Annotated in this window: 21 protein-coding genes, 1 pseudogene and 2 other annotated features; of the genes and pseudogenes, 5 read left to right on the top strand and 17 right to left on the bottom strand. The window is 35.0% G+C overall.

Annotated elements, in window-relative coordinates:
* Window positions 1–7: 7 nt before the first annotated feature.
* On the bottom strand, window positions 8–907 hold the full coding sequence (gene ilvE, locus AC3WVZ_RS07865; RefSeq protein ID WP_000528161.1) for a branched-chain-amino-acid transaminase: 900 nt from the start codon (window positions 905–907) through the stop codon (window positions 8–10).
* 151 nt (window positions 908–1,058) lie between these two features.
* Window positions 1,059–1,298, bottom strand: a binding site (T-box leader).
* A 546-nt stretch (window positions 1,299–1,844) separates the two neighbouring features.
* Between ilvE and AC3WVZ_RS07860 the strand changes: the two genes are divergently transcribed.
* The gene (locus AC3WVZ_RS07860; protein ID WP_000911822.1) at window positions 1,845–2,603 is read left to right on the top strand and encodes an SDR family oxidoreductase; all 759 of its coding nucleotides are present in this window, start codon (window positions 1,845–1,847) and stop codon (window positions 2,601–2,603) included.
* Between the two features lie 90 nt (window positions 2,604–2,693).
* Window positions 2,694–3,233, top strand: a complete 540-nt coding sequence (msrA, locus tag AC3WVZ_RS07855) for a peptide-methionine (S)-S-oxide reductase MsrA (RefSeq protein ID WP_144639862.1) — start codon at window positions 2,694–2,696, stop codon at window positions 3,231–3,233.
* 160 nt (window positions 3,234–3,393) lie between these two features.
* Here the strand turns inward: msrA and AC3WVZ_RS07850 are convergent, their stop codons facing one another.
* From AC3WVZ_RS07850 to AC3WVZ_RS07830, 5 genes are all read right to left on the bottom strand, one after another.
* Entirely contained in the window at window positions 3,394–3,594 is a 201-nt protein-coding gene (locus AC3WVZ_RS07850) for a hypothetical protein (protein WP_000919314.1), read from the bottom strand.
* A gap of 225 nt (window positions 3,595–3,819) precedes the next feature.
* On the bottom strand, window positions 3,820–4,707 hold the full coding sequence (locus AC3WVZ_RS07845) for an RCC1 domain-containing protein (RefSeq protein ID WP_000385090.1): 888 nt from the start codon (window positions 4,705–4,707) through the stop codon (window positions 3,820–3,822).
* Window positions 4,708–4,849: 142 nt separating this feature from the next.
* Window positions 4,850–5,491: a FusB/FusC family EF-G-binding protein gene (locus AC3WVZ_RS07840; RefSeq protein ID WP_000387072.1), complete on the bottom strand. Its 642-nt coding sequence runs from the start codon at window positions 5,489–5,491 to the stop codon at window positions 4,850–4,852.
* Window positions 5,492–5,601: 110 nt separating this feature from the next.
* The gene (locus AC3WVZ_RS07835; protein WP_001015543.1) at window positions 5,602–6,288 is read right to left on the bottom strand and encodes a DUF421 domain-containing protein; all 687 of its coding nucleotides are present in this window, start codon (window positions 6,286–6,288) and stop codon (window positions 5,602–5,604) included.
* Window positions 6,289–6,448: 160 nt separating this feature from the next.
* Window positions 6,449–6,712 (bottom strand): CD3324 family protein, encoded by a 264-nt coding sequence (locus AC3WVZ_RS07830; RefSeq protein WP_000878325.1) that lies wholly within the window; start codon window positions 6,710–6,712, stop codon window positions 6,449–6,451.
* A 326-nt stretch (window positions 6,713–7,038) separates the two neighbouring features.
* Here AC3WVZ_RS07830 and AC3WVZ_RS07825 point away from each other — a divergent pair, with 326 nt between their 5' ends.
* Window positions 7,039–7,743, top strand: a complete 705-nt coding sequence (locus tag AC3WVZ_RS07825) for a polysaccharide deacetylase family protein (protein ID WP_000726860.1) — start codon at window positions 7,039–7,041, stop codon at window positions 7,741–7,743.
* Window positions 7,744–7,782: 39 nt separating this feature from the next.
* On the opposite strand, the gene AC3WVZ_RS07820 is transcribed toward AC3WVZ_RS07825, so the two are convergent.
* The 7 genes from AC3WVZ_RS07820 to hflX all read right to left on the bottom strand — a co-directional run bounded on the left by AC3WVZ_RS07820 (window position 7,783) and on the right by hflX (window position 15,607).
* Entirely contained in the window at window positions 7,783–9,120 is a 1,338-nt protein-coding gene (locus AC3WVZ_RS07820) for a sodium-dependent transporter (RefSeq protein ID WP_139846994.1), read from the bottom strand.
* 299 nt (window positions 9,121–9,419) lie between these two features.
* Window positions 9,420–9,642, bottom strand: a binding site (T-box leader).
* A 243-nt stretch (window positions 9,643–9,885) separates the two neighbouring features.
* Complete coding sequence (locus AC3WVZ_RS07815) at window positions 9,886–10,461, bottom strand: hypothetical protein (RefSeq protein WP_000505543.1); 576 nt, start codon at window positions 10,459–10,461, stop codon at window positions 9,886–9,888.
* A 23-nt stretch (window positions 10,462–10,484) separates the two neighbouring features.
* Window positions 10,485–11,312 carry a DUF4037 domain-containing protein gene (locus tag AC3WVZ_RS07810; RefSeq protein ID WP_233936248.1) on the bottom strand — a complete coding sequence of 276 codons (828 nt, stop codon included), beginning with the start codon at window positions 11,310–11,312 and terminating at the stop codon, window positions 10,485–10,487.
* A 92-nt stretch (window positions 11,313–11,404) separates the two neighbouring features.
* Window positions 11,405–11,917, bottom strand: coding sequence for a GNAT family N-acetyltransferase (locus tag AC3WVZ_RS07805; protein WP_000771271.1), 513 nt, complete (start codon window positions 11,915–11,917; stop codon window positions 11,405–11,407).
* A 78-nt stretch (window positions 11,918–11,995) separates the two neighbouring features.
* Entirely contained in the window at window positions 11,996–12,913 is a 918-nt protein-coding gene (cysK, locus tag AC3WVZ_RS07800; protein WP_000762273.1) for a cysteine synthase A, read from the bottom strand.
* Between the two features lie 10 nt (window positions 12,914–12,923).
* Entirely contained in the window at window positions 12,924–14,135 is a 1,212-nt protein-coding gene (locus tag AC3WVZ_RS07795) for an MFS transporter (protein ID WP_001149398.1), read from the bottom strand.
* A 212-nt stretch (window positions 14,136–14,347) separates the two neighbouring features.
* Window positions 14,348–15,607 carry a GTPase HflX gene (gene hflX / locus AC3WVZ_RS07790; protein ID WP_000393283.1) on the bottom strand — a complete coding sequence of 420 codons (1,260 nt, stop codon included), beginning with the start codon at window positions 15,605–15,607 and terminating at the stop codon, window positions 14,348–14,350.
* Window positions 15,608–16,298: 691 nt separating this feature from the next.
* Here hflX and AC3WVZ_RS07785 point away from each other — a divergent pair.
* A complete protein-coding gene (locus AC3WVZ_RS07785; protein ID WP_000555760.1) occupies window positions 16,299–17,282 on the top strand; it encodes a ketoacyl-ACP synthase III in 984 nt (327 codons plus the stop codon).
* Between the two features lie 46 nt (window positions 17,283–17,328).
* Here the strand turns inward: AC3WVZ_RS07785 and AC3WVZ_RS07780 are convergent, their stop codons facing one another.
* Window positions 17,329–18,603 carry an MFS transporter gene (locus AC3WVZ_RS07780; RefSeq protein ID WP_233936247.1) on the bottom strand — a complete coding sequence of 425 codons (1,275 nt, stop codon included), beginning with the start codon at window positions 18,601–18,603 and terminating at the stop codon, window positions 17,329–17,331.
* A 174-nt stretch (window positions 18,604–18,777) separates the two neighbouring features.
* On the opposite strand from AC3WVZ_RS07780, the gene AC3WVZ_RS07775 reads away from it, so the two are divergent.
* Entirely contained in the window at window positions 18,778–20,643 is a 1,866-nt protein-coding gene (locus tag AC3WVZ_RS07775) for a leucine-rich repeat domain-containing protein (RefSeq protein WP_063219837.1), read from the top strand.
* Window positions 20,644–20,679: 36 nt separating this feature from the next.
* Here the strand turns inward: AC3WVZ_RS07775 and AC3WVZ_RS07770 are convergent.
* From AC3WVZ_RS07770 to AC3WVZ_RS07760, 3 genes and pseudogenes are all read right to left on the bottom strand, one after another.
* Window positions 20,680–22,428: pseudogene (locus AC3WVZ_RS07770) on the bottom strand (MDR family MFS transporter).
* A gap of 36 nt (window positions 22,429–22,464) precedes the next feature.
* Window positions 22,465–23,004 carry a PadR family transcriptional regulator gene (locus tag AC3WVZ_RS07765; RefSeq protein WP_000678333.1) on the bottom strand — a complete coding sequence of 180 codons (540 nt, stop codon included), beginning with the start codon at window positions 23,002–23,004 and terminating at the stop codon, window positions 22,465–22,467.
* Window positions 23,005–23,156: 152 nt separating this feature from the next.
* Window positions 23,157–23,960: a polyphosphate kinase 2 family protein gene (locus tag AC3WVZ_RS07760; protein ID WP_000427315.1), complete on the bottom strand. Its 804-nt coding sequence runs from the start codon at window positions 23,958–23,960 to the stop codon at window positions 23,157–23,159.
* Between the last annotated feature and the right edge of the window lie 182 nt (window positions 23,961–24,142).

Here is a 24,142-nt window from a genome sequence, read left to right as displayed (position 1 = left end):
TCCTTATTTATGCTAAGCTTTCCGTCAGCCCGGGAACACGTACTCCTCTTTCTCTCGTTAATTTTTTAAATTCTTCGGTCAATTGTTTCGTTACACTTCCTGGTTTCCCATCTCCAATTTCTCTGGAATCAACTTTTACAACTGGAATTAACTCCGCTGCTGTTCCTGTTAAAAATACTTCATCCGCTACATATACATCATGGCGAGTGAACGGTCTTTCCTCACACGGAATACTCAGTCGCTCACATAGCTCGATAACACTATTTCTCGTAATACCTTCTAATGCTCCTAAATAGGATGGCGGGGTTAATACTTTTCCATCTTTCACAACGAAAACATTATCACCAGAACCTTCACAAACATATCCTTGTTGATTTAACATAAGAGCCTCTAACACTCCTGCTTGTGCTGCTTCAATTTTTACAAGTACGTTATTTAAATAATTCATTGACTTAATACGTGGATCTAACGCATCTGGCGTATTACGTCTTGATGCAACAGATACAACGCTTAGCCCATTATCATAAAATTCTTGTGGGAATAACTTTAATTGTTCTGCAATGATAATTACGCTCGGCTTCACACAACTTCTCGGATCGAGCCCTAAGTCACCTTTTCCTCTTGAGACAATTAAGCGAATGTAAGCATCAGTATATTCGTTTTTTTGGAGTGTATGTAAAACTGCTTCTTCCATTTCTTCTACCGTCATTGGAATTGTTAGTAAAATAGATTTCGCTGATTCATACAATCGTTTCACATGTTCTTTTAAACAAAATACATTTCCTCCGTAACTACGAATCCCTTCAAATACACCGTCTCCGTATAAAAAACCGTGATCATATACTGAAACAACTGCCTTTTCTTTTTCTACAAATTCCCCATTCATGTAAATGTACTGGTTTCCCATCTCACATCGCTCCTCTTTTTTTCTCTATTTTTTGCAATCTATTTCTACATCGATTGCTGAGATGAGTATTTTTAACAGAATATTCAGTATATAAACCTTAAAAATATACTCGTCTCAACAATCGATTACTTACATACTTGTAGCAATCCATTGCTGAGACGAGGGAATCGTGGTACCACTCAGCTTCCTTATACTTCTCACGAAATATAAGCTCTGCAAGTCCAATTAGACTTTTGTTTTTCTATCGGGAACAACCCCGCTACTTTTTACTAGTTTTCAAAAGTAGTGCTCCAAGGTGATTTTCAATGAGTGAATTGTTACCACCCTCACAGCCTCGGGGCAGCTCTCTGAAACAATCTTTATCATTTACTCTCCTCTTCTACGCATTCTCTTCTTCTATTTTTAAAAATAAAAACTCTCGCCTCAGCAATCAACTACTACAATTTAGTAGCTTTGATTGCTGAGGCGAGAGTTTCGCGTTACCACTCAGCTTCCTTATACTTCTCACGAAATATAAGCTTTGTAGGTCCAATCAGACCTCCGTCCTTTTACCGGAGACGATGCCGCCGCCCTCTACTCAGTTTCCCTTTCGCAAGCGATGCTCCGAGGTGATCTTCAATGATTCGATTGTTACTACCCTCACAGCCTTGGAGTAGCTCTCTGAAACGATCATAATCATCTACTTTCCTCTTCTTTGCATATACAACACATAAAGTTAGAAAATTCTTAATTAACTTTTATTTGTTACACGTATTATAGGACGTTGTCCTTTTCGTTGTCAATATGTTTTTTTCAAAAAAATCAAAATTCATTCTATTTATTTTTTCTCAAATCAAAATTGGAATGCATTACTTACATACACTCATATATTACTTAAGTATGTTTGCATTACTACATAAAGAAAAACTTATAAAGTTTATGAGGAGATGAGGAAACTATGTTAAAAGGGAAAGTAGCGTTAGTTACAGGAGCAAGCCGAGGAATTGGACGAGCGATCGCTAAACGTTTAGCAAATGACGGTGCATTGGTTGCTGTTCATTACGGTAGTCGAAAAGATGACGCTGAAGAAACTGTTCATGAAATTCGATCAGATGGTGGCCAAGCTTTTTCTATCGGCGCAAATCTAGAATCCTTACACGGTGTAGAAAACCTTTATAACGCTTTAGATACTGAATTACAAAAGCGCACTGGTGAAACACAATTTGATATTTTAATAAACAATGCTGGCATTGGTCCTGGTGCTTTTATTGAAGAAACGACTGAACAGTTTTTTGATAGAATGGTTTCAGTAAATGCAAAAGCTCCATTCTTTATCATTCAACTAGCACTACCACGTTTACGTGACAATAGCCGAATTATTAATATTTCATCCGCTGCCACCCGCATTTCTTTACCTGATTTTGTTGCATATAGTATGACGAAAGGCGCTATTAATACAATGACTTTTACGCTAGCAAAACAGCTTGGAGCACGAGGAATAACGGTGAATGCAATACTTCCAGGATTTATTAAAACAGATATGAATGCAGAACTCTTGAGCGACCCGATGATGAAGCAGTACGCTACTACTATTTCCGCTTTCAATCGCTTAGGTGAAGTAGAAGACATTGCCGATACTGCTGCATTCCTTGCTTCTCCAGACAGCCGCTGGGTTACTGGCCAATTAATTGATGTGAGCGGAGGATCTTGTTTGTAAAAAACATATATTTTCAAACCTTTTTTATTGCGCAATAAAACAATTTATATAATACTATATAAAACATATACATTTAGGAGGATTACAGCAATGTCCGAAAAAACATACGAACTCGCAACCTTCGCAGGCGGTTGCTTTTGGTGCATGGTAAAACCATTTGATGAACTTCCTGGTATTCATAAAGTACTTTCTGGCTATGCAGGAGGTCATGTAGAAAACCCAACATATGAACAAGTAAAAGCTGGAACATCTGGACATTTAGAAGTTGTTCAAATTACATTCGATCCTTCTATTTTTCCTTATCAGAAATTACTAGACTTATATTGGCCACAAATCGATCCAACTGATGATGGCGGACAATTTTTTGACCGTGGTCCATCTTATCGTACCGCTATTTTTTATCATAACGAAACACAAAAAGGGCTTGCTGAAAAATCAAAACAAGCTCTTGCAGAAAGCGGTATGTTTAAAGATCCAATCGTGACTGAAATTCGTCCTGCTGCACCTTTTTACGAAGCAGAGGAATACCACCAACATTTCTATAAAAAGAATCCAGAGAAATATGCTACTGAGCAAAAAGAATCTGGGCGTGAAGACTTTATAAAAGAAAATTGGCAAAAAAAATACTAAAAACGCATCGTGCTTTTTTAGTACGTTGCGTTTTTATTTTTGATAAAAGTACCATACAATTAACAGAACAATTGCTGTTAGTGACCAAAGTACTATCTCGTTTTTCACTCTATTCTTTTTCTTAGTCATTTCATTCCCTCCTAATAACTATTAAACATATTCAATTTTTTCTTTGTTTAATTGTCCATCTTATATACGTGAATACATCCTTACAAATTCTAATAGCAAGACCACCAATAATTCCGATTGCAATGGAAATTACTAGCATCTGTCCAAAACTAAAAGAATTTGTGTACATTATGTAGAGAACGATACATATAAGTAAAACATCCGGTAAAGAAAGTAAAAACCTTTTAAGCATTCCTTTATCTCCTCTATACTTTTTAATTTATATCTTCTACTGTAATTTTGAAATAAAATTTGTTCAAAAATTCCATTTACACCCTCATTTTATGAAAAATAATAAGAATCCCTTTTCAAAAGAGATTCTTATTCAGCAGATTTAAGTTTAATTATTTTCTACATATCCTATTCCATAATTACTCCTAAAATAGAATAATATTACTAATGATTTATTGTAAATTGACTATTTGCCAGGTAACCGAATGTCGCGCCAGCTACCTACATCGCATTGGCCAAATTCATTATTACCTACCGCGATCACCGTACCGTCTGATTTTAGTCCGACTGTATGTGCACAACCAGCCGCTATCGCTACAATATCTCTCCAATCACTTACGTTACATTGACCATACTCATTCCAACCCACTGCGACCACGGTACCGTTTGATTTAAGTCCGATTGTATGATTCGTACCAGCCGCTATTGCTACAATATCTCGCCAGCCACTTACATCACACTGGTTATGTTTATCATTCCCCACTGCTGTCACCGTACCGTCTCGTTTAAGACCAACAGTATGAAGATACCCAGCCTTGACCGCTACAATACCTCGCCAGCTACTTACATTGCATTGACCATATCGATTATTCCCCACAGTCGTCAATGTGCCGTCCAATTTAAGACCGACTGTATGCCAGTCACCCGCTGTGACTGCCACAATACCTTGCCAACTGCTTACATTGCATTCTCCTTCTTTATTTCGGCCCACCGCTACTACCGTGCCATCCGATTTCAGGCCAATAGTACGACGCCACCCTGCCGCAACCGCTACAATATTATGCCAATCGTTTACATCACATTGTTCATGCTTATTCCAACCCAGTGCTACCGCAGTACTGTCACATGTAAGACCGATTGTATGAGCATTACCCGTGTTCGTTGCCATATGAACATTGCCCACTGCGACTGCTTCAATATCTCGCCAGCCACTTACATTACATTCTCCTTCTTTATTTCGGCCCACCGCTACTACCGTGCCATCCGATTTCAGGCCAACTGTATGACAACGCCCCGCCGCTATCATATCTTTGGGCCATCGCTTCACTTTTTCTTTCGATAAAAGGTAATCCATGTTTTACCTCCTTGCATATAAGCAACTGTATCATAATAGATATTTTTATCAAATTTCATTATAAATCTACATTTACAAAGAAAGCTTATTTTACTTCTTCAAAAAATAAAAACCTCCAGTTTAAATACTAGAGGTTTTCTCGTTATTTCTTCAATCGCTCAATAAAATCATGTAATTTATCAAGTGACTTCATATTCTGATTGCAAGCTACACCATCTTTGCAAATGTAGTTTCCCTTTTTAACGAAAGTTCCTGGTACATCGCCTTTAATTTCAACTAAAAACATTCCTACTTCTTCATGTCCATGACATAACGAACAAATGCTTTTTTTATTTAAACTTTGGAACGTTCCTTGCAGACCAACAAATTTATTTTTATCATTTTTCGCTATAATAAATTTCCTGCTTGACCCCTTATCAATCCAGCTTAAATAAGATATTTCTTTCATATCCATTTCTTCCATATCAGGAAGTTTTAACTTTTTCGCTTTAGGAAATAATTTTTTTAATGTTTGTGCTGTAACTTCTTGAAACGGAATTACATACGGATTTATTTTCATTAAAAATGATTCTGCATCTTCTCTATTTTGAACTGTTAATACCGTATCAATTAACTCTTTCTGTTCATCCGTTAAATTCTCAAATACATGTATTATCTTTTCAATCGCAAGCGATTTTAACGCTTGAATTACACCTCTATCATTTGCCGTTGCATGCCCGTTTGCTAAAATATAAGCTTGTGATTTTATAAAATTATATTGATCACTTCTAATAAACGCTTCCATCTTTATCACTCCATACAAATTGTTGATCTAGTTTTATTGTATACAATGATTACATTTTTTGATATGTAAAAGATAACTTAGAAACAAACATTACATATATCACTTATTCTCTACCGCTGCATTTCCTGACAAAAGAAGCCATCATCTGTTTTCCATTCCGCATATAATACGTCTTCAAATTTAGTAATTCCTTTTTGCTTTATTTGTTTATAAAGCCATCCTTCATCAAATCCCGCTTCCCTCAAATTATCCTTAACTACTTTTCCATCACTAATTAATGAAATTGGTAAGTATACAGGCTTATGTTTTAAACTTAAATCATTTATAGTAGGAGATTCGTATTTACTTTTTTTCAGAACGCTTATGTTTCCGTTCGGTTCCAATATCATATATTCAACTTCTCGGATTGAAAATATATCTTTTTGTTGCCTAAGCATTTGTTGTAATTGGTTTATATCCAAATGATTTACGCTTAATTGTTCACGATCAATCTTTCCGTTACGAATAATAATTGAAGGATACCCTTCAAAAAACCTTCTTGTTCCTCTTACTTTTTGTGTTATCACTTCTATAGTATAAATTAAAATTACCCAAACAAATACTGAATATAAAATAGACCATACTTTAATTTTAGGATCATATATTGAATTTCCAACGAGCTCACCTAGGACGATTGCAGAAATAAAATCAAATGGCGTTAGCTGAGATATTTGTGTTTTCCCTAATATTTTTGTAGCAATTAATAAAACAAAAAAACCAACTAAAAGCTCTATCGTTATTTGTCCAATATGATTCATATATGTTCACCTTTCTACTTTTCAAGTGCTCTGTATACCATTTAATAAAAAAACGGCACATTTTTTCTATTATCATGCCCGTTCACGCCTCATATATCCAATACACATAAAACAAAAAGAGTCTGATTCAAAGTAATATATGAATCAGACTCTTTTCCTCTTATTTAGAATACACAATCTTTTTAATCGTTTCCCCAGAAAGAAAATATTCTTCTGCAAGTTGATGAATAGCAATCCCACTTTTAAACGCTTCTTTAATTGCTTTATTTCTTTCATCTAGTTGTTTTCTTCCGCCAGATCGTGTACCCCATTTATAATGTTTCGTTTCTTGTTTCGGAATGTAAATTGTTTCACCTTGTATATACTTTTGAATTTCAGTAATTAAACTCTCTGGTAAAACAGCATTAGCTTTTACGTATTTCATTTCTGCTCGCCCCTTATTTTTTATGGTTCATTTCAATAAGGTGCAAAGCCAAATATAAAAAATGATACGAGCTCATATAGGCGATTGTATATTACTTGTCTACCTCACGCAAAGTATCGCCATTTCCATACTTGGCTTTGCATGAGACGTTGCAGTGTCTGGCAATTGAATTATAATCGCCATATAAACACCTCCTAATATACCTTTTGCATTTTATTATATGATAAATTCCTTCTCCTTGCATCCACACCCTTCTTAAAGCACGAAATTACTTAGTTTGATATAATACTTTTTAACTGAATTAAAAATCATTGTGAGGTTACATTATGAAGAAAAAAATTATCATTACAATCGTTACACTATTCTTTATTATCACGGCATTATTCGGAACATACAAATTGATGAACGCAAGAAGCTTTCAATTATTTGGAGATTTAACACAACGCGTAGAAACAAATGAAAAAGTGATTGCTTTAACTTTTGATGATGGCCCTACTAACAATGTAAAACAAATATTACCGCTACTAGATAAATACAACGCTAAAGCTACTTTCTTTTTAATTGGAAATGAATTAGAGCAAAATTTATCGTTAGGAGAAGCTATCACGCAATCTGGGCACCAACTTGGAAACCATACATATTCTCATAATAGAATGGTTTTCAAAACACCTTCTTTTATTAAAGATGAAATAGAAAAAACGAATTCATTAATCCGCCAAACAGGATTTACAGACGAAATTGATTTTAGGCCCCCTAACGGTAAAAAGTTAATAGGGCTGCCATATTATTTAAATAAAAACAATATCGAAACAATCACATGGGATCTTGAGCCCGATACTTTTTATAAATCTGCGGCTGATAAAATTAAATACGTTAATAAAAATGTAAAACCAGGTTCTATCATTTTACTGCACTCTATGTATGATGAGTCTAATGAAAATTTACAAACGATTGAAGGTATTTTAGATTCTTTATCTAAGAAGGGCTATCAGTTCGTAACAGTAAATGAATTGCAAAAAAGAGCAAAATAAAAAGGTAGCGTATCTTTGTATGATACGCTACCTTTCTTTTTATATAATGCCAAGTACATTTAAGAATACGATAATAATCGCAATTGGTGCGATATAACGAAGTAAGAATAACCATAATACGAATAGTTTATAACCTTTATTTTTACTTACACCTAGCTCTTTCATTAATACATCTTTCTTCATTTTTAAAGGAACAAAGATAGAAACTAATAATACACCAAGTGGCATTAATACGTTACTTACTGCATAGTCCGCTAAATCAAAGACTGTCTTCCCGAAAATCTTCAGATCACTTAATATACCGAATGATAATGCTGATGGTACCCCAACAACGAAGATTAATAACCCTACGATTAAGGCCATTTTTTCACGTTTCCCTTTACCTTTTGATGTTAACGATGCAACACTAATTTCTAACATCGAAATTGCTGATGTAATCGTAGCGAAGAAGAATAGTAATAAGAAAACGATGAAGAATAATTTTCCGAATGCCATTTTACTGAAAATAGCTGGCAATACGATAAATAATAGTCCTGGTCCTTGAGATGGTTCCATCTCAAATGCGAACACAACTGGGAAAATTGCAAGTCCTGCAAGTAATGTAATAACAAGAGTTAAGGCTACGATAGAAAATGCTGAACGTGGTAAGCTTTCTTCTTTCGGTAAGTATGAGCTATACGTTACCATAACGGCTACCCCAACAGATAATGAGAAGAACGATTGCCCCATTGCGTATAAAATAACTTCTGATGTTACATGTGAGAAATCAGGTTGTAAGAAGAAACGAACGCCTTCTCCAGCACCATCTAACGTAAGTGCACGAACGATTAATACAAAGAATAAAACGAATAGTGCTGGCATGAAATATTTATTTACTTTTTCAACACCATTTTGTACACCTTTACTTACGATGAAAATAGTAATAAGGATGAATAATAGCTGTGATCCAACTGCTAAATATGGATTGGAAATGATTTCACCAAACGTAGCTTCGTATGCTCCATTTCCTTCCCATAGTCTACCTGTAATTGCATTCCATAAATATAATAAAATCCAGCCTCCTACAACACTGTAGAAAGAAAGTAATATGAAACATGTTACAATTCCTAATTTACCTAACCAAGGCCATAACGTTTTAGGAGCAATCTCTCTATATGCATCGACAGCCTCTTTTTGTGTACTTCTTCCAATAACAAATTCAGCTAATAATAGCGGTAAACCAATTAATAATGTGAAACCGATGAAAATTAGGAAGAACGCTCCGCCTCCTCCAATGCCGGCCATATATGGGAATTTCCAAATCGCCCCAAGACCAATTGCCGAACCTGCTGCAGCTAATACGAAACCTAATTTCGATGTCCATTGCTGTGAATTCATTTGTTAATCTCCTCTCTATCTCTTTTTCTTTGTTACAATTCGGTATTTATATTGTTCTATCAATACTCTTTTCTAATACGTTCACTTCCTCCCTAATAATAAAAAAACGCCCCTACGTAAATACGTAGGGACGACAAAATTATCGCGGTACCACCCTAGTTGTGAAGAACACTAAGAAACCACCTAAATAAAAACGCCCCTACGCAAAAACGTGGGGACGATAAAATATCGCGGTACCACCCTAGTTATGAAGCCACACCAAAGTTAGGACCTAAATAAAAAACGTCCCTACGTAAATACGTAGGGACGATAAATATCGCGGTACCACCCTAGTTGTGAAAAAATCTTCACCACTTTATTTGATAACGGTATAAACTACCGTCTTTCATTTCCTCAAAATATGAGATTTATGAAAGATGCTCCAGGACGAACTTCATGAATAATCTATATACTGATTCACACCAACCATCAGCTCTCTGAAATAGGGAGATATTCACTACTATACCCTTTCATTGCCCAAATATTATTTTCCGAATTGATTACTATCATTTTTATCACACATTAAAAATAGTGTCAACTTATATTTCGAATTTTTATGTATTACAATCTATTTAAAAATTCGAAATATAAGTTTTAGTTTAGAAAACAAGTAGCTTAGTACATAACGAATTCTAACAGGCAATAGAAAAAGAATTACGTATTATTGATACTTATTCAATAATACAAATCATCTAGAAACATAACCTGTCTCGCTGTATTCATTTTTTAAGAGTTTGATGGATACCAAGAAAATTTCGCATCACTATCCAATGGTCTATTTTTCGTTTCTTCTTTAATTACACGAAACCATTCATTTAGAATTTGATTTTTGGGCAATTGAGCAGCAAGGCTATCTTCCCAAATTATATGTGAGAACCAGGCTTTCGTTTCCCATTCAAACTGCAATTGTGCGAACGAAATTATAGGGTGATCAGCTCCACGAAATTGCTCATTTACTGCATTTGAAACTTCTGGAGCTTGCGGTAACAACTCGTTCTGAATTCTATTTCTTATCGTCTCATTTTCTAGCTGATCCCAGAAATACAATTGCCCATTTATTTGATAAAAAATATCAAATGAAGCCTCACCTTTCTTCAAATTCAATAACACGAAGGCACGTTCCACATCATTGTCAGCCGCTTTTACAGCATTAACAATTATATTTTGTGCCATTGATACCCAGTAACTAGTCGCTTCCTCTACCGGTGATTCAACATACAATTCTTCACTTAATTCATGAAGAGTAGCTTCTTGCTCATTTACTTTTTCAACTTTTTTAAAAAACCTATTAAAAAACCCCATAACTTCCCCCTTATTACTATTTTCTATTTCACAAAATAAAAAATAGATTTTTCTTGCTCATCCACATTTACTCCTGGTGCGTATGTATGAACTTGTTGCAACACTTCTTCTATTAGCAACTCTAACTCCTGCACACTTTTTTCTGGATTCCCTATTAATGTGTCCGCCATACGTTCATATAATTTTTCAGGTTTAATAGCCATTCGTTCCACATTATTAGGCATCCATTTAAACGCTGGATGATGTACGTACATTTTATTCAAACCAAATAAAACACCGAATATGTTCCTTTGTACTTCGCAAATAACGTCATAAAGCATAAGCCAATCTTTCCGTTTTAAAAGCGCCTTTCGATTGTGCCAACGATTACTTAACCATAGATTTTCTGAAATCATCCGTTTTGCTAGTTCATCTGAATATGCCGCTACTTTTTCTTTTAATTCATTCACTTTCCCTTCTCCATACAAACTAACACCATCATGAATGGATGATACAATACATTGTTTTTCATAACTTATATCATATTGATCCACCACATCCGAAATCACTTTCTCTACTGTCTCTGTTAAAAAGTTACTAATCTCTAATTTAATTCCCTCTTTCGTTAAATACGTTTCCGACCATTCTTCTTCCTCATACGGATGATACGATAATATTGTCCCATCAATATGATGAATAGGGGCCCTACGATCCTCATCTTCTGGCGGTGTTGACCATAAAATATGTAATCCTATATCTGAATGTTCACCTTCAAGCTTTCTAGCTACTGAACCCGCTAAAATAATAGCTTCTACTTTCGGATTTTTCCTATAAATCTCTGACATCTCTATCGCTTTCTCTTTTAATCCCATTTCATTTCCCCCTAAAATTGCAGTAATCCCCTATATTTCATTTATCTATTTCGATATTACAGCTTGCATTACCTTTTCAAATTCCTACTTAATCATATTTGTATCCAATAGCGCTGAATAACTTCACCAGTACGAGAAGAAACTACTTCATTTTCTAACACACCTCCAACCTTTTGAATCGTTTTAGCAGAACCGATATTGGATTTATCGCAAGTTATTAATACTTTCTGCAATCCTAATTTTTGCGCTTCAGCTAATGCAAGTTGTAGTTGTTTCGTAGCGTAACCGTGGCGACGTTTATTCGGATGGACACTATATCCAATATGACCGCTTTCCCGTAATAATTCTGGATTTAATCTATGTCTAATATTCACAAAACCTATAAGTTCCCCTTTTTCAAAACTTAAAAACTGACTAGATGGCACTCGATTAGCTAGTAAATTTTCTCCTAGTTCTTGTTTACTCACTTTTTCAAACCATTCATCAAGAGAATCAAAGTTTTGTAAAGAACTACTTCCATGTGGTTGTTCCCCTGAGTGTAAAAACGCTTGTCTATACGCCGTAATATGCTCACTATATTCATGGATTGGTTTTAATAGTTTCATTGTTCTTCTCCCCCTCTTCATTCCATAAAACAAACACCTTAATAGCAGCTATTCACTATTAAGGTGTTTCTATCCTTTTTATTCAAATAACCCCATGCTTAAATAACGTTCACCTGTATCAGGCGCAATACATAAAACTTTTTTACCAACGCCTAGGCGTTTCGCTATCATGATTGCAGCGTAAACAGATGCTCCAGAAGATGGCCCAACTAATAATCCTTCTTGTCTAGCTAAGTTTCTCATTGTCGTTAAAGCCTCTTCATCTGCAATTTGAATAATTTCGTTATACACTTCTGTATTTAAGTTTTTCGGAATAAATCCTGGGCTTGTTCCTACTAGTTTATGAGGACCTGGTACACCACCGGATAAAACGGGAGATCCTTTCGGTTCCACTACTGCAATATATAAGTTTGGCAATTTCTCTTTTAACGTTTCACCAGTCCCTGTAATCGTTCCGCCTGTTCCTGCCGTTGCAACAAAAGCATCAAGCTCTCCATCCATTTGTTCGTAAATTTCAAGTGCAGTCGTATAACGGTGAATATTCGGATTAGCTGGATTTTCAAATTGTTGCGGGATAAAACTATTCGGTATTTGTTTTTGCAGTTCTAACGCCTTCGCAATTGCTCCTGGCATTCTTTGTTCTGCTGGTGTTAAAACTACTTCTGCTCCGTATGCTTTCAATAAATTAATACGCTCTTTTGACATATTATCTGGCATAATTAAAATCGCTTTATACCCTTTAGCTGCTGCATTCATCGCTAAACCAATCCCTGTATTCCCGCTTGTCGGTTCAATAATTGTATCTCCTGGTTTGATGAGACCATTTTCTTCTGCAACGTGAAGTAAATTATAAGCAGCACGGTCTTTCACACTGCGCGATGGATTAAACATTTCTAGTTTCACATATACATCTGCTGCGTCTTCCGGAATAAATTTAGATAATCGGACGACAGGTGTATCTCCTATTAATTCCGTAACGTTTTCACACAATTTCATAGCGCATCCCCTATTCTATCGTTTTCTTATCACTTGGCAGTAACCATGAAGTGAGTCCAATTAATGGTAGACAACTACATAATAGCATAATAAATTGCAGGCTATATATATCTGCTAATTTCCCAAGAACTACAGCACCTAATGCTCCAAGTCCAAATGCAAGACCTACGATTAATCCTGACACCATTCCCACTTTTCCAGGCACAAGCTCTTGTGCATATACAACAATTACACTAAAACTACTTGAACTAATAAAACCGATACATAAAAATAACGGTACGACCCACACAAGTGAGACATGTGGTAATAACAGTGCAAGTGGCGCTGAACCTAACATTGAAAATACGATGATATTTTTCTTACCAAATCGATCTGCTAACGGTCCTCCGAAGAAAGTGCCTAACACACCAGCAATCATAAATGCGAATACGAAATACTGGGCATTTTTTATAGATAAACCGTAATGCTCTATTAAGTAAAATTGATAGAAATTCCCGATACCAGCACCGTACCAAGAGCGTACAAAAGTAAGAAAAACAAGAAGTATAATAACGAATTTAATGTGTGTACTTACAATTGCATTTTCCGCCTCAAGTGCAGCCCTCTTCTTCCTTCTTACAGCACCGGTTGCTAATTCATTTTTGTACCAATTCGATACGAAAATTAATAATGCAATTCCTACTGCTGCAAATGCTGTAAAACCTAATGAACCAATTTGACCGAGTGGAACGAAAATTAGCGCTGTAAAAATAGGAGCTAGAGAATTCCCCGTGTTTCCCCCAACTTGATAAATTGCTTGCGCTAACCCTCGTTTTGCACCTGCCGCCATATACGCAACACGAGCGCCTTCTGGATGAAAGACTGCGGAACCTAAACCAATAAATAAAACAGAAATAATAACAATAATAAAGTTTGGTGCAAACGCGAGTCCAATCATTCCAAGCATACTTGAAAACATGCCGAGTGGTAATAAAAATGGTGACGGCTTCTTATCTGAATACATACCAAACACCGGTTGCATAATCGATGACGTCATATTTAACGCAAACGCAATCCACCCTACTTGCATATAGGATAAATTCATCGTTTTTTCCAAAATAGGAAACAACGCCGGCACAACTGCTTGCATCGAATCATTTAAAAAATGCCCAAAGCTAATCGCAAATAAAATTCGATATATTGTCGGTGTTTCTACAGTTTTTTTGTGTGAAACTGCCTGCATATGTGAATCTCCCCTTTCTGTACAAAATATATATTTATTACAGTAGGTGTAATAAATTCTGACTTTTGAAACATTTCTATTCTATACTGCTTTCATTTCTTTTTCCAGAAATATAACTTAACTCCCGTCATTGGCTTGCATCCTTGTAACTTTCAGCGGTAAAACAGTACAAAAAAAAGACAACCCAATCACATACTGGGTTGCCTCTTACATTAAATTGCAAAATGCTTATACTTCTCGTAATCACTCGTCTTACATTCTATTTGTAATTTGGTACCTTCGTTTTCGTAACTCGTAGATAAAACGTGTGCATGATTATTGAAATACGAAACTACCTGTCCTTGATCATATGGAATTAACATTTCACACTTCGTATATTCTTTATAGATGTGTGAGCGAATCATTTCTACAAGTTCTTCAATTCCAACATGTTTCTTCGCTGATAAATAAACGCGATCTTCTTGCACTTTCGGAATTTCAACATCTACCATATCTGATTTATTATAAGCATAGATCGTTGGAATATTTTCTACTCCAATTTTCTTTAACGTTTCATTTGTAATATCAATTAATTGTTCATAATTTGGATTTGCGTAATCTACAACGTGAATAAGTAGGTCTGCTTCCGCTACTTCTTCTAACGTTGAACGGAACGCCTTCACAAGATGATGTGGTAATTTACTTACAAATCCAACTGTATCTGTTAATAAAAATGATTTATTATCTGGCAAATCAATATTTCGTACAGATGTTTCTAACGTCGCGAATAACATATCTTTTTCAAATACTTGTTTTTCTTCTGTACCATTATAAATTTCAAGCATTGCATTCATCGTCGTTGACTTTCCTGCATTCGTATAACCTACTAATGCTACAACAGGTATTTCATTTTTCTTACGCTGCTTTCGCTGCGTTTGACGCTGGGCAACGAGCGCTTCTAAATCTTTATTCAAAACTGAAATTTGTTCTTCAATTTTACGACGGTCTAACTCTAACTTCTTTTCACCGACACCTTTATTTTTCGTACCAACGCCGCCGCTCTGTCTCCCTAACGATTCACGAAGACCGATTAAACGAGGCATCATATACTGAAGGTGTGCTACTTCTACTTGTAGCTGTGCTTCTTTCGTTTTCGCACGTTGCGCAAAAATATCTAAAATTAAAATGGTACGATCAATTACCTTACAATCTAAATCCTCTTCTAAATTTCGAATTTGTGAAGGAGATAATTCATCATTAAAGATAACCATATTCGCATCTATTTCTTGTACATACGCTGCAACTTCTTCAATCTTTCCTTTTCCGATATAATGCGATGGATTTACTCGTTGTAAATTTTGCGTTACTTGCCCAATTACCTCTACATCACAAGCTTCCGCAAGATTTGTTAACTCTTCCATCGAATATGCAAAATCATCTTCATTACCTACATTTACTCCAACTAAAACTGCTCTTTGTAATACTTCTTCCATATATTTATTCCTCCATTTCGATTACGTAAAATAAAAAACACAGGTCGCTGCCTGTGTTTTCGTAAACGGATAAGGGTTCACCAAAGAAATAGAAGAAAGCTATGCTTTCATCCTATTTTATAGTCAAAAAGTCCCAAGATTGTATACGTATCCACAGTAAGTGTTCACTTATACAATCCAATTCTATTTATAAAGGCAAAACAAAAAGAGGGCGTATTCGTCCCTCCCTCTTTTTCACATATAAGCTTAATAAAGGGTTCCTTTAAAATAGGCAGACCAATCCCGTTCACTCTGTACACAGACAGAGCCTTTGAGCGCTATTCAATTATTGGCACAAAGTATTGAGACGTAATCTGATTAAGATCAAAGGAAGCCCCTCCGTTCATTTTAAGTTACATAAAGTGTAGCATAAGTAATTCGCTTTCACAAGGTTTAACAACCTATATCACACGAAAGAAAATCTTTATATTTTTACTTTAATCGTCATTTTTTGCGAGTTTTTCTCACAATAAAAATAACAAAAGCAATTATCAATTTTAGAAACTTCTCGTATATTATTTTTACAGCACTCGCCAAATTCCTTCATAGTAAGTTAAGTATTATCGTTTTAATACAACAAAAATCTTTATTGACATTTTTATAACCTAATATTAGTATCAGGTTATAAAAATAAAAGTTAGGAGATGTTCCTATGCATTCTAAATCTCGTATTACTGCAATTGGTACTTATGTTCCAGATCAAATATTGTCTAATAACGATTTAGAAAAGATGGTCCATACGAATGATGAATGGATTGTACAAAGAACAGGAATGAAGGAAAGAAGAATCGCTAGCGGCGAAGAATACTCCTCAAACTTAGCCATTAAAGCAATTGAAAATTTATGTACAACATATAAGAAAAACTTAGAAGATGTCGACTGTATCATTGTCGCTACTACTACTGCTGATTACGTTTTCCCTAGTGTTGCTTGCCAAATACAACAATACTTCAACATACCTCATACACTAGCTTTTGATTTAAATGCAACTTGTGCTGGTTTTACATATGGACTACACGTCGGTAATAGCTTAATCACTTCTGGATCACATGAAAAAGTACTTGTCGTAGCGACAGAGACATTATCTAAAGTTACTGATTATACCGATAGAACGACCTGTATTTTATTCGGTGATGGTGCTGGAGCTATTTTATTAGAAAGAGATGAAAACACCCCAAGCTTTATCGCTGCTCACATGGGAACAAACGGTGATGGCGGCATTCATCTATATAGAACAAACTTATCTACTACTATGAATGGCACACCACTGCAAACAAATGAAAAAATCGTTCAAAATGGAAGAGAAGTATATAAATGGGCAACACGCACGGTACCAAAAGGCATAAAAAATTTATTACATACCGTAAATATGCAAGTAGATGATATAGACTGGTTCATACCCCACAGCGCTAACTTACGAATGATCGAATCTATTTGCGAAAAATCTCAAATTCCAATACAAAAAACATTAACGAGCGTGGAATATATGGGGAATACCTCTTCAGTCACCATTCCACTCGCTTTAAATTTAGCTATAAAAGAAGGGAAATTAAATAACGGAGACACACTTTTACTATACGGATTTGGTGGCGGACTTACGCATTTAGGGCTTATTGTAGAGTGGAATTTAATTTAAGTGTATAAAAAGAGGTTCTAGTCAGTAACTAGAACCTCTTTTTCATTTAATTTCTTGCCCCTTTTCGAGACCATATCACAACAGGAATAAGTAATAACGCTAACACGCCTCCAGCCAATGACAATGCCGCATAACTTGAATTCGCTACTACCATACCTGACATTGCTCCACCAGAAGCTCCAGCTAGCGCAATAAAAACATCTATTTTCCCTTGTGTTTTAGCACGTGTAGACGGTGTTGTGGAATCAACGATTTGTGCTGTACCACTTATCAATCCGAGGTTCCATCCTAGCCCAAGTAAAGACAGAGCAACGATTAATAATAATAAAGAATCACTTGGCGCTATCGCAGCTATGACACCCGCTGCAAGTAAAATCACTCCACCAGCTATGCTCATTGTAGTTCGGCCAATTTTATCAATTAACATTCCTGTAACGAGAGATGGAAGATACATTGCACCTACATGAAAACCTATCACAAGTCCTACTGCACTTAAACCGTGACCGTGGTGTCCCATATGAACTGGCGTCATCGTCATAATCGCAACCATCACTATTTGCGTAAGTATCATTACGATTGCTCCAACTGTAATACCTCGTTTATTTTCTTTCGCTTCTTCTATTATTGGTTGTCCTTTATATGTATGTTCCTGTTTATATCTTTCTATTATGTTAGCAATAATCAAAGGATCTGGACGAAGCGTAACAAAAAGAACTAGACCCGCCAGTATAAATGCTGCTGCCGATAGTATGAACGGACCTGCAAGTTTAGGAACTCCAATTGAATGAGCAAAACTTCCCATTACCCCTACTAAATTTGGTCCTGCAACTGCACCGAAAGTCGTCATTACCATCGTAATACTAACAGCCGTTGCTCTCTGCTTCTTATCTGCTAAATCTGTACCTGCATAACGAGCTTGTAGATTCGTGGCTGTACCAGCACCGTATATAAGTAAAGAAATAAGTAAAAGAATAATACTATTTGTTAAAGCTGCCATTACAACACCAATTGCTCCAAATCCACCTACTATAAACCCTGTTGCAAGACCTATCCGGCGTCCATATCGTTGCGAAAGCTTCCCTACTATGAAAGCTGCTAATGCCGATCCTAATGTAAACATAGCAGTTGGTAATCCTGCAAACGCATCTGTTCCAAGCATTTGCTGCGCAAGAAGTGCGCCCACTGTAATACCAGCAGCTAGTCCTGCACCGCCAAACATTTGTGAAATGCTGACGATTATTAACGTTCGTTTGTATAGTTTTTGTTGCTCTTCTTCTGTGTACACATGATTATCTATTAAAGCCCCTGCCTTATCTAGCAATTCCCCATCCTCCTTTTAAAATTAATCCCTCTTGTTAATGTACTATGTATAACGTTACATATTCAATGGCATTTTCCATTCCTTCCTTTCATTCTAAAAAACTTTCTAATCATACTCGACTTATCCCATGCTATATTAAAAATACTACTATTCACAATAGGCAAGGAGGAAACAATGAAAAAAACAGTAGAATTATGTGAAGCTTGCAAACATGATCCAGTATATAAAATAGAAGAATCCGATCAAGCAAATCAACCTTATAAATTATGTAACCAATGTCATGAGCGTCTTATTTCGTTATCTTTACATCCTAAAGAATGGTACCACCTTGTAATGATTCACTCACCTTATAAATATTATTTGCATGATAGTTTTTATGAAGAAGATGGTAAAGCGAAGCAACCAAAATTAGAGATGAATGAGCACAAACTTACACCCGTGCCCACTTTAGAAGAAGTTCGCTCTAGTTTAGAGGAATTACTTGATTACACCATGACTAGATGGTTTCTTCAAGAAGCAGAAATTGAAGCTCTTAATAGGTACGATCAAAACGAAGTACTAGATGCTGTTATAAACCGCTTTTCAAACACAATGAATGGTGTAATTAAAACTAGATTACTTGAGATTGTTATATGTGTACTAGGAGAATTCGCCTCAGATTGGATAAGAAAACTGTGGAAGGCATTTGATGAAGATTTACTTGCACCTCTTTCTCACGCTGCAGCTTATTGTTTACCATTTGAAGAAGCCTTTCCTTTAGTAATAGAAAGGCTAAAAACAGTATTAAAAAGTGAGCTTCCGACCACTTCCTTCATTTGTCTGCATTCTTTTCAATCCTCAGAAACATTAGATTGGATAGAGGAACATGCAGTATCATTTCATAACGATTGGGCGCGATTAGCTGCAGTATCACAACTAACTTGGAGACGAATTAAGTCTTGGCTAACAAAAGGACACCCTTTAAGTTTAATAGCACTTGATGCAATGGTTAGCTGTATACCTGCAAATGAAGATGTACTATATGAAATGGCTCCAAAAATTTTATTAGCAGATCCGTCAGAAATAAAGTCAACCTTAATAGCTTACAAACAAAGAGACAATGTTCCAACTGTCAAAAGAAGTGTTGAAACTATTTTAGAAAACAAGACAGAAATATTTCAATACATGAATCCTTTACAAATATCTATCAAAAAGAAACCACAAAACTTTTTAGTTATGGATGGCACAGTACAAATCCATGAAAACAGACTGGATGAATACGTAGACTTCATTAATACAAACAACTTTACTGATGTTTTCATTAATGATCTTAGGTATAGTTTGCACCATATTAATTTTCTTGAACACTGCCCGCAAATTGAAAGCTTACACATTAGTAGTATATATATTACTGATTATTCAGCCCTATATAAATTAAAAAACTTAAAATCTTTATCACTAGAAGAACCACAAGTTCCACTAAACTTAACAGAGCTAGAAAGCTTTACAAATTTAGAGGAACTTCACATAAAGTGTAATAAAAACATTAAAGGCTTCGAATCTTGTCCTAACTTAAAAGAACTATACATTTGGAAATACAAACCGAAACAAAAGAACCTTGAAGAATTAATGTCTTTACAAAAAATTGAAAAACTAAGCATTACACAAGGGAACATTAATTCATTAAAAGGATGTAGGTCATTACCTAAATTAAAGCATTTAGAACTCAATTATTTAAGAAATTTAGAGCATATTGATGAAATTGAAAACAATGCTTCAACTTTAAAACACATCGAATTCGACCATTGCAGTAAGCTTAAAAACCACGAATATTTGCGCTATTTAACGGAATTAGAAACTCTCATCTTATCAAGTTGTGGTAACATACGAAATCTACAATTCATTAAAGAACTACAAAAATTAAAACATTTAAGCTTCGTGGATTCTACGATTATAGACGGAAATTTAGAATCTTGTGTCGGAATTGATTTTGTTGGTTTTAATAATAAAAGGCATTATAGTCATAAATTTAAAGAATTAAATCCAGATTTTTCATACTAACGTAAGGAAAACAGGCTAATAGCAGCCTGTTTTCCTTTACGCTTCTTCTACTATCCTTCCCTTTCTCTTTTTACTCAAAGCTTTCCCTTCCCAAAACAACAAACTTACGAAAGCACAAATTAAAATAATTGGCACACTTGCTTTATATAAATCTGTAAAACTCATAGCCATCTGATTCTTGGCATAATGATTCACATCATTTGAAAATGTGAGTACTTCTTTCTTTATACTTTCCTCTTGTTTTTCAACTTCTTTTGTCACTTGCCTCATAACTTCTTCTCTTTTTACATCTCTATATTCTACTGGAACTTTTCTTAATATTTCATCCGTCTTGTCGCGAATCAATTCTTCCTTTTTCTCTTTACTTAATCCCATTGTCATTGCATTTTGTTTCTTATTTATATTCGACTCTAAACTTTGATTCTCTATTTTCTCTTTAGTCATTTGTAAAATTTCAGTTTGCTCAGTACTATTCACATGAATAGTACGCACCTTTTCTTCTGCATAACGATATACTTTTTCTTTATTTACAGTTAAATTGTGAGTTAAGTTAGAGACAAATATTGCGACTGCCAATACAATTCCAACTTGTCGTAACATTGATACAACACTTTGAGAAGCAGTTAACAATTCTCCTTCAAACGAAGACGCACTTAAAACTGTAATTGGCCCCACTACTAAACCATATCCAACACCTAATATCATACATGGAATAATAATTTCTATATTTGTTGAATGAACATCAATCATTTGCAACCAATAGTAGGAAAGCCCCATAATAAGAAATCCTGACAAAATAATAGTTACTTTTCCGAGTTTTTTAATTAAAGTTGCTGCAACTGGTGAGACAAAAAATATCATTGCTGAAATAGGTGTCACTAAAAAAGCCGCTTCAATTTCCGTTCGACCTTGTAGTTTCGTCAAGAACGTTGGAAGCAATACAGTAACTCCAATTAAAAATAAATTACTTAATATAACAACGATAGACGCTCCGACAAACATTCAATCTTGAAATAACTTTAAATTCACCATTGGATTATGAATCTTTCGTTCTACTAAAACAAATAGAATAAGAGAAATAGTGCTAAGTGCATAACAAGACAAAGCAATATTACTTTGCCATCCCCATGTATTACCTTTTACTAATATGAGAGTAAATGAAAAAATTGCTGTGCTACTTAATAGTAGTCCTATCCAATCTATTTTTGAGATAATACGTTCTTCATTTTTTATTTGTAGCATGATGCAACATAACACGATTCCTATTATACAAACCGGAACATTAACGAAGAACACCCATCTCCATCCTAAATTTTGCGTAATAATTCCACCTATTACTGGTCCCATAGCAGCTGACAATCCTTGTGTTACTCCTAAAATTGCAAGCGCAACATGCCTCTTAGCTAATGGCATAGCTGATACACCAATTACCATACTTGTTGGAAATAAAATCGCTGCCCCAATACTTTGTATAAAACGAGAAAAAATAAGAAAATCACCTGTATTAGCAAAAGCGCAAAGTACCGATCCACCACCAAAAATCACCAGACCCAGAATATACATCTTTGCTTTTCCAAAGATATCAGCTATCCGCCCTAACGGAATGGCAAGTACTGCAATCGTCATTGTATAAACATTTAATACCCAAGACATCTTTTCTAACGAAGTATTTACACTTGATTGTATTGCCGGTAAAGCTATATTCATAATTGTCGTATCAATCATACAAAGAAAGATACCTAGACACATTAAAAAGACAATCTTAATACCCTTTGATTGCTCCATCTTTATATACCCCTTTATTTATTGTGAACGCGTTTTTCATTCTTCTGTTTTATTGTTTTCTTTCGCCTCTAACTCTTCTAATTTTTTCTTCAAAGTCTCCACTTGTGCACTATACGATGCAATACCTACATCTAGTGAAATTTCTTCGACGAAAGTAATACCTACTCTCCACTTTTCATATTTCAATCGAAGATCTGCAATGTACGCTTCTTTTCTTTCAATTTCATCTTTAATCCATTTTTTTATTGTTACATCATCACTATAGTTACCAAAATACATTCTCATTAAAAAATCCGAACGTAAAACATCCTTCTCTACAGGCGTCTGCATGTATTGATAAAACTCTTCACGTCCTTCATCTGTAATAAAGTACATTTTCTTATTCGGTTTCCCCTCTTGCATGACAACCTCTTTTTTTATTTTCCCTTCATTCTCCAATTGTCGTAACGTTGGATAAATCATTCCAAAACTTCCATCAAAAAAGTGAGTAAATACGTCTTCAAACACAATTTTAATATCGTAACCAGACAATTCCTTTTCCATTAATAAACCTAAAACAACATCTCTTCCCTTCAAAGTAAAACCCCCACACATTATATAATCAATAATCATATTAACAATGTTAATATGATTATTGATTATATACCTTATTCTGTTAATTGTAAAATGTTTCTAAATAAAAAAGCCCCATGATTTGGTTTCACCAATTCACAGGGCCATTTTCTTTTTTACTCTTTCACACCTACATCTTGCAAAACTTCAATATCCTCTTTCATTTCATAATAATAAGAAGGCAATTCTATACCATGTTCTAAGAAATAATCCTCAATGAATGAAATAATAATTTTTAACGTTTTCACACGAGCATACAATTTATCGTTACTTTCAATAATATGCCACTTCGCATTTGGCTTACTTGTTTTTTCAAACATGTCTTCCATCGCTTCAACATATTCATCCCATTTTTCACGATTACGCCAATCTTCGTCTGTAATTTTCCATCTTTTCAAAGGATTTTTCTCTCTATCTTTAAATCTCTTTAACTGTTCCTCTTTACTTATATGGTAGAAGAACTTCCCCATTATGTAATGGTCATCTGTTAGTAGTTTTTCAAAATCATTAATCTCATCATATGCTCTCATCCACTCTTCCTTTGTAGCAAAACCTTCAACACGCTCAACTAACACACGACCGTACCATGAGCGATCAAAAATAGTAATTTGCCCGTACTGTGGAATTTTTCGCCAGAAACGTTGCAAATAATGGTAACGTTTTTCATGAGGTGCAGGCGCTCCAATTGGATCTACTTGGAACCCACGTGGGTCAAGATGTTCCGTCACCCGCTTAATTGCCCCACCTTTACCAGCCGCATCCCATCCTTCCATAACAAGCATAACCGCGATTTTTTCTTCTTTCAAAATTTGTTGTAATGCTAATAAGCGCCTTTGATATTTTTCTAATTTCTTATTGTACTTAGATTTTGATTCAATTTTTTTCGTTAAGTCTACTTTAGCAAGATGTCCATTTTCCATAAAACAAATCCCCCTTGTTGTATGACAATGTTATTTTAACATATTTTTGGTGATTTTTTCATATCCTAAATAGCTGTGTAGAAACATCTCTACACAACTTCCCTCTCTAATTTCACAATATACAAGCACATTTAACTACATTAAAATAAATAATTTATACGGAATTCTTAGTATATTCTTTT

Source organism: Bacillus sp. CPT56D-587-MTF (genome assembly GCF_058792335.1).
This window is presented reverse-complemented; position numbering and strand designations above follow the sequence as displayed.